Consider the following 11680-nt stretch of genomic DNA (forward strand, 5'->3'; position numbering starts at 1 on the left):
CCAATATGCAAATGGCGCCTTTGCAACGCGCGACGAAACAGCAATATGATCATATGCTGGGTCGATCTGTTGTGTACCGTCACTCCATGCCGCGCGATCCGCAGCTCACAGCGAGAGCAATGCTGCGAATGGCTCCCCGCGTCTCGCGAGATGATGCGTCCTTGACGCGTCATCTCGCTCTGCTTGCACTGCGGTGAGGTTAGGGGACGCGCTCGATAGGCTCGCCGCGTCCGGGTTGATCAAAGGGATTCCCCTTTCTGGTCCTGTTCTAGCGTCAGAACTTGTAAGTGACGCCGCCGCTGACGAGCCATGGGTCGATGTTGGCGCGCCCGGTGACGGCAATCGCGTTGTTTACGGTCGCGGAGTACTCCGGCCGCAGCCATAGCTTCTTCACGTCAAAGTTGAGGCCCCAGTTACGATCAAGCATGTAATCGAAGCCGAATTGGACCGCCGCGCCGAATTGGTTGCTGATGCGCAAATCCGTCACGGCAAGACCGGCGAGCGACGCGTTGGCTGCCGATTGGTTGAAGAATGCGGTGTAGTTGATGCCCGCGCCGATATAGGGCTTGAGCGCGCCGAAATCGGTGAAGTGATATTGCAGGGTCAGTGTTGGCGGCAACAGCCAGGCTTTGCCGATATCGAGGCCAGTGAGCGCGCCATTGCCGCTGATGTGATGGCTGGTCACGCCGAGAATGAGTTCGGCGGCAACGTTTTTTGTGAAGAAATAGGTGATATCGAGCTCGGGTATGGCTTGATCGCTGATCGAAAGCCCAGAACTTGGTGAGGACAGCGAGGGCGCCCCGACGACGCTGACCGAGCTGCCTGCGGTATCCGGCAAAACGCCAAGCACGCGCAAGCGGATCATCCATGGATTGAAGGGTTCGATCGGGGGCGCTTTATAGTAGATCGGCGCCCGACCCAGATCCGCAGCCTGTACCGGGATGCTGGCCAACGAAGTCGCTAGCGCGAGGAGCGATGCCCTCGTCAGAACTGTCTTTGTTCTCATCGAATTCTCCATTCCAAAGTCCGCGCGAAGAGCCGCGCGATATCTCTGTCACACACGGGGAATGGCGGAGGATTTGATACCGATCAAAATGGGAGCGGTCATAGCGCAATTATGTCGCTAAGTTGCATAAGGATCACGGCCGCGAAGCGTGGTGATCTGTTCTGATCGATATTCAATTTAAGAGAGCCGAGTCTCTTCAAGAAACCGCCTCTCGGCTTGGTGCTCTGATCCAATCCAGGCCGCGGACGTCATGCGCGATAAGGCGGCAACTGTCGCGGCCTCTCACAAGGTCGAGAAGCGCGGCATTCGAGCGCAATATAGGCGATGCCCATTACGGAGCCGCCACTCGCGCGGGCCGTCTCAGCGAAGGTCCCGTCGTCTATTGCCCGTGAAGGAAGCCGGAAGTGGGAAACGTCATCTTTGCCTCGTTTGATGGGCTGGGGGTGCGCTCCGCCGTTTCCTCACGTCTGCGGACAACGCGTGCAGTTTGCTTCGTGCAAGCATCCCTCGAGATCATCTTGCGTCTTGCGGCTAAGCAGCGACAGCACGGGCTCATGATCGAGTCCGGCACATCGTGCCCCGTCTACGTCGATCAGCGGTCGTCGTATCAGGAGCGGATCGCCCACCATCAATGCGAGTGCGCTTGCCGCGTCGATAGTATCGGGATTGACTTCGCCTGACTTGATACGGGGCGCAGCTCGGTTGAACCAGGAGTCGACGGGCATGTTGCCGAAGAACCCGCGCAATTCCTCCGCATCCCATAGCTTCTTTAGGATGTCTTGGGCGATCACGTCGTGGCCGGCGGACTTTAGCACTTGAATCTGACGCGCGTTAGTGGCGCAGCCGGGCTTCTGATAAAAGATGATTGTCGCCAGGATATACCTATGTAGGCGCGCTGAGCTGAACGATTGGCACGGCGCTGCTGCTTTCGGGAGCCCATTCGAATTTCTTCCCGATCATCTCCAATGTCAAAGCACCAAGCGCCGTACCGTATTTGCAACACTCGCCGCTGGGCCGCCAGGTTTCGAGCCCGACCGACATATTCACTCTCCTCAAATCGCCCGGCTTGCAAGAAGAGCAGCAAGTTACGTTCCACACCTGAACGCATCGGAACAGGTCCCGCTAAACCGGCTTTTCGCGTTGATGGTTGTGGTCGTTGTTCGATTTCTGACAGCCGCAGATCCTGTCAGATCCAAAACAGCCGGGATCACTCAGCGGCTGGTTGGTTTTATGAAACGTAATCAGAAGCTTAAGGAGCGCGGTCAAGCGTTGGCACGGCGGTTGCTAATAAGCGGCAGCAACACTGAGTGAGGGCTGAGTGCACGCCGACGCGTAAGGCGAGCGATGCGCTCCTTCCCTCGATCCCGTGTGCCCCCGTTTCTGAGAGAGAAACAAGCTCGCGCGCAAGAAGCGCGCAACTTTTGGCAAATCGGTTGATGGAGAGCAACATGTCTTCACTGAGACAAATCGCGTTCTACGGGAAGGGCGGCATCGGCAAGTCGACCACTTCGCAGAACACGCTGGCGGCGCTGGCCGAGATGGGTCAGAAAATCCTGATTGTAGGGTGCGATCCGAAAGCGGACTCGACCCGCCTGATTCTGCACGCCAAGGCGCAAGATACGATTTTGAGCCTTGCAGCGAGCGCCGGCAGCGTTGAGGACCTCGAGCTCGAGGACGTAATGAAGGTCGGCTACAAGGACATTCGCTGCGTGGAGTCCGGTGGTCCTGAGCCGGGTGTCGGCTGCGCCGGCCGCGGCGTCATCACCTCAATCAATTTCCTGGAGGAGAACGGCGCCTACGAGAACATTGACTATGTCTCATACGACGTGCTCGGCGACGTCGTTTGCGGTGGCTTTGCGATGCCAATCCGCGAGAACAAGGCGCAGGAAATCTATATCGTGATGTCCGGTGAAATGATGGCGATGTATGCCGCGAACAACATTTCCAAGGGCATCCTGAAATACGCGAACTCTGGCGGCGTGCGGCTGGGCGGTCTGATCTGCAACGAGCGGCAGACCGACAAGGAGCTGGAACTGGCGGAAGCGTTGGCCAAGAAGCTAGGCACTCAGCTGATCTACTTCGTGCCGCGCGACAACGTGGTGCAGCATGCCGAGTTACGCCGCATGACGGTGCTCGAATATGCACCCGATTCCAAGCAGGCCGATCACTATCGCAATCTTGCGACCAAGGTTCACAACAATGGCGGCAAAGGCATCATCCCGACTCCGATCTCCATGGACGAGCTCGAGGACATGCTGATGGAGCATGGCATTATGAAGCCCGTGGACGAATCCATCATCGGCAAGACCGCCGCCGAACTCGCGGCCTCGTAAAGGTCGCGAGTCGCGGCCTTGTGAAGGCGCCGCGACGGATGCCGGTCTCCCTTGCCCATCCCGGGAGGCCGGCATTCTGACGATCGACCCTGACCAAAACCATGATGCGGCAGCGCAAACCTGACCACTGTGGAAACCCTCAAAATTATGTTCGAAGCGCACTTCCTTCCGTTCATGGCGGCTTGTGCCGTTGATGCCCACACCCAGATGCACAGGGGAATTGCAACCTACCGTCTGCTCACCGGTGTGCCTCCTGCAGATGCCGATATTGCCATCGACAGTAATTTCGATCGCCATGTCCTTGCGTCTATCCTGGCGGCTGCCACAATGGATGGTGGCTCCCTTCCCGAGAAGGCCGGCCTGTCCGGCCTTGAACTGGCGGCCTTGCTGGAGCAGTACTTTCCCTCGATTGAGATTAAGCTCGCGGAGCAGCTCTCGGCTTTCAAGTGCGAAGAGGACGACGAGATCGCAATGCTGCGCGATCTCTTGCTCAAACAACGCTCGACGGAAGGGGATATCGGCCGCTGGCTGGCTGCGATGATCGCGCGCCGCGCCATTGAGCCAGACCATCTGTGGGAAGCTCTCGGCTTGCGCAATCGCGGCGAACTCTCTCGGCTGCTGAGCCGCCATTTCGCGCCGCTCGCCGCGCGCAATGTCAACAATATGCGCTGGAAGCGCTTCTTCTACCGCATGCTTTGCGAGAATGAAGGCCTCGTGATGTGCACAACACCCGTGTGCAACCAATGTGACGACTTTAGCATCTGCTTCGGCGAAGAAAGCGGTGAGAGCCGGATGGCCGAGCGCCGGCGCGATTTTCTGTCGCAGGGGGCGGCCCGGCCGGTCGTTGCCGGCGACTGGCCATCTCAACTGCCACAAAGGTCGGCTGTCGCCCAGTCATTCGAGAAAGCGTTGCCGGATTTGGTAAGCCGCGCGGGAGGTTGAGGGCGCGGCTGACGCCGTTTTGATGCGAGCGAGTGATCATGTGTCCAAGGCGGCGGCGGGCCCAAGTGCTCCGCGACAATTCTCACATCCTGGCGCGCCGCAGTTGCATTAACGTTCGAACTCGGCGTAGCAGCAGGCAAGGCGTCCGCTTCATGAGCCTGTCGCATTTGCGACAATCGATTTGCAAGAAGGTCGAGGACAGAAGCGTTAGTTTCGTCATGCAGCCCGTCGTCCCAGGCAACCCATTATGCTGGTTGCTGAAGCTTAGGTAGGTCAAACAATGAGGAGCTCTCGCGTGATTGCCGCCAGCACCGCCGCCAAAACGTCTTGGTCCACCGTGCTCAACGACACGACGTTACGCGACGGCGAGCAGGCACCTGGCGTTGCGTTCACCACAGAGGAAAAGCTGGCGATCGCGCAGGCGCTGGCGCGGGCCGGAGTCACGGAAATCGAGGCGGGAACGCCCGCGATGGGCAACGAGGAGATCGCCGCCATCCGCGCCATTGTCGAAGCAGATCTTCCGCTGACCACCATAGGCTGGTGCCGGATGCGGGAATCGGATGTCGACGCGGCGATCGAAGCAAAGGTGTCCATGATCAATATGTCGATCCCGACCTCCGATGTCCAGATCGCGGCCAAGCTAGGTGGTCATCGCGACCTGGCGCTGGAACGGGTGAAGCGAGTGGTAGGCTATGCCTGTGAGCGCGGATTTGATGTCGCCGTCGGTGGTGAGGACTCCTCCCGCGCCGACATCGATTTTCTCATCAGACTGATGGCAACCGCAAAGGCCGCGGGCGCGCGTCGCTTTCGCATTGCAGATACGCTTAGCGTGCTCGATCCCGACGCAACCTACGCGCTGGTCAGGAATTTGCGTGCGACCACCGATCTCGAACTCGAATTTCACGGTCACGATGATCTCGGACTCGCAACCGCCAACACGCTCTCCGCCATCAAGGCTGGCGCGAGCCACGCCTCAGTGACCGTCATCGGGCTGGGCGAGCGGGCCGGAAATGCACCGCTCGAGGAAATCGCGGTCGCACTCAAGCAGCTCTACGGGCGCGAGACCGGCATCATACTCCCGGAGCTCGAGAACGTCGCCGCGGTGGTAGCAGCCGCGGCCGCACGTGCGATTCCTATGAACAAGGCGATCGTCGGCGAGCATGTATTTACGCACGAATCCGGCATTCATGTCGATGGCCTTTTGAAGGATCAACGCACCTATCAATCGCTTGATCCCGTTTTGCTTGGCCGCTGCAACCGCTTTGTGATCGGCAAGCATTCCGGACTTGCGGCGATCACCGCGTTACTCGATGAACTGCAGCTCGTCGCCAGCACCGATCAAGCCAGACAGATCCTGTCGCGAGTCCGCAAATATGCCATCGAGCACAAGCTGCCGGTCGAGCGCGAAACCGTGGCGGCGATCTGGCGCGACGTGTGCGGATGCCTAGCAACCCACCCCGCGTGAAAAGCCGTGTCCAGCAGCGTTTGCGTCGACCATTCGCAAACAGACGCGCCGCAAGGAGGGCGTTTGATGTCGCTGATGGGGACGAACGGCGCCCAGCTTTCGTACGGCAGATCCCGGGCGCGATGTCACCTCCAGATCTTACTTATCGTTGCGCCATACATGCTGTGATCTCCTATCCAATGGCGAGCCGTCCCCGGACTGCCAATCGGCGTCTTCTCGCGCGGCTGATTTCCGGTCCGGCGACCGTCCTGACGAGCGTCAACCTCGATCGTGGTCTCGCCATTGATCCCGGATCTTCATCGGGACTGACGTCGTCACCGGCGGGCCTGCCGATCTGGGCAGCGAAGTTGAGGGCATCGCTTTCCGGCGTCAGGCTTTGGCGATGCGCACCAGCTGTGCGAGGCAGGACGGCAGCAGTGAACGGGCGCGACCCCATCTCATTGACCGTCCAGAGCTAATCCGAAGGAGAATTTTCGATGCTCAACTCATCCCCGGCAGCCGGTATCCTGGATCGGCTCAGCAAGGCCTCGTCGGCAGAGGATTTTTTTTCGCTGCTTGGCGTCGATTACGACCCTAAAATCGTGAATGTCGCGCGCCTTCACATCTTAAAGCGCATGGGACAATATTTTGCCAAAGAGCAATTTACTGGTGCGGCAGAGCCGGAAATCAGAGCTCGGTGCAAGGCGATGCTGGAGCAGGCCTATTCCGATTTCGTGGCATCGACACCGATCGACCAGCGAGTGTTCAAGGTTTTGAAGGATGCCGTCGCAGAGCCTAAGAAGGCCGCGGCCTTTGTCCCGTTGAGCGAGCTGAAGTGATCTCGCGCTCCACTGCAAGCAAGGTTTGCCCGACGGGGCGCCGTGGCAACCCGATGTGGGGCCTTCGTCTTCATCCGGGTCAACTCTCTGCCGCCATGACCCGAGCGGCGCCTGTCGTATTCCCGACCCATGTCTGGACTGGTCGTGTCCACGGTATCAGCGGCTATTTCTAGAGTCTGCCAAACCAATGCTTTGGACCGACTTTCAGCGGTTTTTGCAACTGGTACGACACTTGCTGTTGTCCTGCCGATCCGATCATCGATGCCGACAGATGGTAGTCGTCCGAGATGAGATTGAAGGAAGACCCATGATGCTGCTTTTACTGCCTGCCGAGCGCTGCGCCATCATCTCGTGGCCTACGATCGCGCCAGGTCCGTTCGAAACGGTCTTTGACGCGATCGAAGTTCCGTATCGACGGTGAGATGGTGGTCAATGGATAAGTAGCCCCTTCGCGCTACACCTGGAGAGGGTATGCACAGCGTCGTCCGCATCAAATCGGCCCCCGATTCCGCTCAGATTCGTATCCATCTCATGGCGAATAGCAACATGCGTCAGGAAGAGGGCCAACGTCGGCCCATACGGGTTTTCGGTGCTGGAGGCTCGGCATGGATTGCGTGACAGGTGCGTTGCCGGGATCGCTCTCGTCGTCACCGTCAATGTGGAGCCGCTGGGCCGAAAGTGAGGCGCAGGTATTGCGCAGCGAACGGACTCGCCAACTCAGGCATGGCAGCAACCGGTCAGAATCACCGCGGCGCCCTGGCCGCCGCGGTAGCGCTCGTCGAACCTGGCGCGCAAGGGTCCAGTTTGGAAGACCTCTCCAAATCCGGCCAGACCGGTACGTCTATCGCGACGACGCGTCTTGTTGTGCGGCCGGTCGGACTAAGCAGACGGGGCAGAGCAGCCGGCCCCTTGCTGACCAAAAGTGATCTTCAGTTAACGAAGCTAAAAAGCAAAAACTGTGGCGCGGGCGCGCCTATCTTTGAGGGGATTTTAGAGTATGAGCAATGTCACCAGAACGGCCATGCCGACGGCGGCCGGCCGCGCAGCAGCCAAAAAAGAACTGCCGGAGCACTTTAAGGCGTACAAGCACGTCTGGGTCTTCGTCGAGCTGGAGCGCGGCCAGGTGCATCCGGTTTCATGGGAGCTCATGGGTGCGGGGCGCAGGCTTGCCGACAGGCTAAAGGTGAATCTTGCCGCTGTCGTTATTGGTCCGGAGGGGCAGCACACACGTAACGCCGCGCTTGACGCCTTTTGCTATGGCGCCGATCTGGCCTATCTCGTGAGCGACAATGTTTTGTCGGATTACCGCAACGAATCCTATACCAAAGCGCTAACCGAACTCGTCAACACCTACAAGCCCGAGATCCTGCTGTTGGGGGCGACGACGCTCGGTCGCGATCTCGCAGGTTCCGTGGCGACGACTCTGTCGACAGGGCTCACTGCCGACTGCACCGCGCTGGACGTCGACGCCGATGGTTCGCTTGCGGCGACGCGTCCGACCTTTGGCGGCTCGCTGCTCTGCACGATCTATACCTTGAATTATCGTCCGCAGATGGCAACCGTCCGCCCGCGGGTCATGCCGATGCCTGAGCGCGTCGTACGCGATGCCGCTCGTATCATCGTCCATCCGCTCGGCCTTCTCGAAGATGATATTGTCACAAAAGTATTGTCGTTCCTACCCGACCGCGATGCAGAAACCTCCAATCTGGCCTATGCCGATGTCGTAGTTGCGGGCGGCCTGGGACTGGGATCGCCTGAGAACTTTCGGTTGGTGCGCGAGCTCGCAACTCTGCTTGGCGCTGAATATGGCTGCTCGCGTCCTCTGGTACAAAAAGGGTGGGTTACGTCTGACCGGCAAATCGGTCAGACGGGGAAAACCATCCGGCCAAAGCTCTATATTGCCGCCGGCATTTCCGGCGCGATCCAGCACCGGGTTGGCGTGGAGGGCGCGGATCTGATCGTCGCCGTCAATACTGACAAGAACGCTCCGATCTTCGACTTTGCCCATCTCGCGATCGTCAGCGACGCCATCCAACTGCTACCGGCGCTGACGGCCGCATTTCGCGCCCGGCTTTTGCCGAATTCGCGCGCCCGGATCGCGGTCTAGAGGAGATGATGATGATTGAAGAGAGATTCGATGCGATCGTGGTCGGAGCCGGTATGGCCGGCAACGCGGCGGCATTGACCATGGCCAAGCGCGGCATGAAGGTGCTGCAGCTCGAGCGGGGCGAATATCCAGGATCGAAGAATGTGCAGGGCGCCATCCTCTATGCCGACATGATGGAAAAGCTGATCCCCGAGTTTCGAGAGGAGGCGCCGCTCGAACGTCACCTGATTGAGCAGCGGTTCTGGATGATGGACGATCGTTCCCATGTCGGCATGCATTACCGTTCAGACGACTTCAACGAGGAACGGCCGAACCGGTACACGATTATACGCGCCCAGTTTGACAAATGGTTCTCTTCCAAGGTGCGCGAGGCTGGCGCGACCTTGCTGTGCGAGACGACCGTCACCGAGCTCGTACGGGACGAGCGTGAAAGGATCGTCGGTGTTCGTACAGATCGCCGAGACGGAGAAATACATGCCGATGTCGTCGTGCTGGCCGAGGGGGTCAATGGTCTGCTCGGGACCCGCGCGGGCCTGCGCGCGCGGCCGACACCCGACAACGTCGCGCTCGCGGTGAAAGAGATGCACTTCTTGCCTCGCGACACTATCGAGGCGCGCTTCAATCTCAAGGGCGATGAAGGCGTCGTGATCGAGGCGGCCGGTACCATTTCCCGCGGCATGACCGGGATGGGTTTCATCTACGCCAACAAAGAGTGCATTTCGCTCGGCATCGGTTGTCTCGTCGCCGACTTCCAGCGCACGGGCCAGACGCCCTACGGCCTGCTCGATCAATTCAAGAGGCATCCCTCTGTGGCGCCCCTGATAGCAGGGTCCGAAGTCAAGGAATATTCGGCCCATCTCATTCCTGAAGGCGGGTACAAGTCGATCCCGCAGCTTTATGGGGAAGGCTGGGTCGTAGTGGGCGATGCGGCCCAACTCAACAATGCCGTTCATCGTGAGGGTTCCAATCTCGCGATGACTTCCGGCCGCATCGCCGCCGAAGCGATAGGTCTGGTGAAATCGCGCGGCGAGCCGATGAGTGCAGCAAATCTGTCGATCTACAAGAAGATGCTAGACGAGTCCTTCGTCATCAAAGATCTAAAGAAGTACAAGGATTTGCCGCCCCTAATGCATACCCAGTCACAAAACTTCTTTCTCACCTATCCGCAGCTCATCTCCAAGGCGATGCAAAACTTTGTGCGCGTCGATGGTACGCCCAAGGTTGAGAAGGAGAAGGCGACCCTGAAATCCTTTGTCAAGGCGCGGTCATGGACAGGTCTGTTCGGCGATGCTTGTCGTTTTGCCAGGGCCTGGCGCTGACCGCGACAGTGTGAAGCCCAACAATGGAAGGTCAAAGCATGAATGTCGAACCCCCAGTGCGCGTCGAAGACAAGCTGTATTACAACCGCTATCTTGTCGACATCGGTCACCCTCACGTCAAGATCCGTGCGCACACGACGCCGTCGCCGCAGCTACTTGCACTCTTGAAAGCCTGCCCCGCACGATGCTACGAGCTCAACGACGACGGCCAGGTCGAGATAACCGTTGACGGCTGCATCGAGTGCGGTACCTGCCGCGTGATTGCCGAGCCCACCGGCGACATCGAATGGAGCCATCCGCGCGGCGGATATGGAGTGCTGTTCAAGTTTGGGTGATCGTGGAACGAAGGGCCGCGGTGCGACCGACGTTAGGCGACAGGGTCTCACCGCATCTGTGGCGCATTCCGCGTCACTTCCACGGCGCCTGGAATTCGAGCAAGACACTCTTCATGGGGACGCTGCGCAAGACATGACTTGCAGATGTCCCGCTCGTTCGAGGGCCGCGAAGGACTGGCTGTGGCGCCACTGAGTGGCGCCACAACGCAGTCGATCGGATGGCAGAGGAAGGATCAGCCTCTCGCCTGAGAGGGGTTGGGCCCAGCGGCCTCGATTGCTATCGCCACTGACTGCATGATAGCGGCAAAGCGCACGGCGGTCTGGATCGCTTCGGAATTGACGCCCGCGGCTCTCAGTGTCTTCTCATGGGCATCGATGCACGCACCGCAGCCGTTTATCGCGGAGACCGCAAGCGACCACAGCTCGAAATCGGACTTGTCCACGCCGGGATTGCCGATCACGTTCATACGCAGCCGTGGCGGCATCGTCTTGTATTCCGGGTTGGAAACGAGGTGAGCGAAGCGGTAGTAGACGTTGTTCATTGCCATCAGGGAGGCTGCGGCTTTCGCTGCGGCAACCGCCACAGATGTCATCATAGCGGACGCAGCCGATTCCATCGCGGCAATCAGGGCTGCATTGCGGGTGGCAATCGCGCTCGCCAGCAGCAGCCCGTATTTTCGTTGCGGCGAAAGCGTCTCATCGGCCACCAAGGAGGTCAAGTTAAGCCTGACATCCTTCGCGAAATCGGGAATCCTGTCGCTTAGTTGTTCGATCGACGACATGCTGCCTCAAGCAACCTTCAAGGTTTCGCCGCCGATTTCGCGGTTGCAAGGACAGAGCTCGTCGGTTTGCAGCGCGTCCAGAACGCGGAGAGTGTCCTTAGGACTGCGCCCGACACTGAGATTGGTCGCATAGATGTGCTGGATCGTATTTTGGGGGTCAACAATAAAGGTGTAACGATAGGCAACCCCTTCGGGTGAACGCACGCCAAGACCATCGACGAGCGTTCCCTTTGTGTCGGCAAACTGCCAGATTGGCAGATTGTGCAGGTCGACATGTGAGCGCCGCCAAGCGAGCTTGCAGAACTCATTGTCAGTCGAACCACCCAGTACAACTGCATCGCGGTCGGCGAATTCGTTGGAAAGCCGGGCAAACTCAGCGATCTCTGTCGGGCAGACGAAGGTAAAATCCTTGGGATAGAAGAAGATGATCTTCCATTTTTCTGGAAAGCTCGCTTCGGTCAGCGTCTCGAATGCACTCTGTCCTCCTTCTTCGTGCGCTTGAAAACCGGGCTTCACGCCTGTGATTTCGAACGGCGGCAACTGACTTCCAATTCCGAGCATGCTGTCCTCACA

General features: G+C 59.1%; 12 protein-coding genes. 7 read left to right on the top strand and 5 right to left on the bottom strand.

Going from position 1 to position 11680, the window contains the following annotated elements:
- Positions 1 to 274 precede the first annotated feature (274 nt).
- From MTR72_RS21515 to MTR72_RS21525, 3 genes are all read right to left on the bottom strand, one after another.
- The gene (locus MTR72_RS21515) at positions 275 to 1018 is read right to left on the bottom strand and encodes an OmpW/AlkL family protein (protein ID WP_341510920.1); all 744 of its coding nucleotides are present in this window, start codon (positions 1016 to 1018) and stop codon (positions 275 to 277) included.
- Positions 1019 to 1467: 449 nt separating this feature from the next.
- The gene (locus MTR72_RS21520) at positions 1468 to 1881 is read right to left on the bottom strand and encodes an ArsC/Spx/MgsR family protein (protein WP_341511019.1); all 414 of its coding nucleotides are present in this window, start codon (positions 1879 to 1881) and stop codon (positions 1468 to 1470) included.
- 7 nt (positions 1882 to 1888) lie between these two features.
- Positions 1889 to 2047, bottom strand: coding sequence for a hypothetical protein (locus MTR72_RS21525; RefSeq protein ID WP_341510921.1), 159 nt, complete (start codon positions 2045 to 2047; stop codon positions 1889 to 1891).
- Between the two features lie 407 nt (positions 2048 to 2454).
- On the opposite strand from MTR72_RS21525, the gene nifH reads away from it, so the two are divergent.
- From nifH to MTR72_RS21560, 7 genes are all read left to right on the top strand, one after another.
- On the top strand, positions 2455 to 3339 hold the full coding sequence (gene nifH / locus MTR72_RS21530; RefSeq protein ID WP_027571409.1) for a nitrogenase iron protein: 885 nt from the start codon (positions 2455 to 2457) through the stop codon (positions 3337 to 3339).
- A 147-nt stretch (positions 3340 to 3486) separates the two neighbouring features.
- The gene (locus tag MTR72_RS21535) at positions 3487 to 4281 is read left to right on the top strand and encodes a nitrogen fixation protein NifQ (protein ID WP_341510922.1); all 795 of its coding nucleotides are present in this window, start codon (positions 3487 to 3489) and stop codon (positions 4279 to 4281) included.
- Between the two features lie 280 nt (positions 4282 to 4561).
- Positions 4562 to 5746 carry a homocitrate synthase gene (gene nifV, locus MTR72_RS21540; RefSeq protein ID WP_341510923.1) on the top strand — a complete coding sequence of 395 codons (1185 nt, stop codon included), beginning with the start codon at positions 4562 to 4564 and terminating at the stop codon, positions 5744 to 5746.
- Between the two features lie 476 nt (positions 5747 to 6222).
- Positions 6223 to 6564 (top strand): nitrogenase stabilizing/protective protein NifW, encoded by a 342-nt coding sequence (gene nifW, locus MTR72_RS21545; protein ID WP_341510924.1) that lies wholly within the window; start codon positions 6223 to 6225, stop codon positions 6562 to 6564.
- A 997-nt stretch (positions 6565 to 7561) separates the two neighbouring features.
- Positions 7562 to 8671 carry an electron transfer flavoprotein subunit alpha/FixB family protein gene (locus MTR72_RS21550; RefSeq protein WP_280968662.1) on the top strand — a complete coding sequence of 370 codons (1110 nt, stop codon included), beginning with the start codon at positions 7562 to 7564 and terminating at the stop codon, positions 8669 to 8671.
- Positions 8672 to 8682: 11 nt separating this feature from the next.
- The gene (locus tag MTR72_RS21555; RefSeq protein WP_341511020.1) at positions 8683 to 9990 is read left to right on the top strand and encodes an FAD-dependent oxidoreductase; all 1308 of its coding nucleotides are present in this window, start codon (positions 8683 to 8685) and stop codon (positions 9988 to 9990) included.
- A 38-nt stretch (positions 9991 to 10028) separates the two neighbouring features.
- Positions 10029 to 10325 (top strand): ferredoxin family protein, encoded by a 297-nt coding sequence (locus tag MTR72_RS21560; protein ID WP_341510925.1) that lies wholly within the window; start codon positions 10029 to 10031, stop codon positions 10323 to 10325.
- 233 nt (positions 10326 to 10558) lie between these two features.
- Here MTR72_RS21560 and MTR72_RS21565 read toward each other — a convergent pair whose 3' ends face one another.
- Together MTR72_RS21565 and MTR72_RS21570 are read right to left on the bottom strand one after the other, a co-directional pair.
- The gene (locus MTR72_RS21565; protein ID WP_280968664.1) at positions 10559 to 11107 is read right to left on the bottom strand and encodes a carboxymuconolactone decarboxylase family protein; all 549 of its coding nucleotides are present in this window, start codon (positions 11105 to 11107) and stop codon (positions 10559 to 10561) included.
- A gap of 6 nt (positions 11108 to 11113) precedes the next feature.
- Positions 11114 to 11668, bottom strand: coding sequence for a peroxiredoxin (locus MTR72_RS21570; RefSeq protein ID WP_341511021.1), 555 nt, complete (start codon positions 11666 to 11668; stop codon positions 11114 to 11116).
- Positions 11669 to 11680: the final 12 nt, after the last annotated feature.

Source organism: Bradyrhizobium sp. ISRA442 (assembly GCF_038085055.1).
GTDB lineage: Bacteria > Pseudomonadota > Alphaproteobacteria > Rhizobiales > Xanthobacteraceae > Bradyrhizobium.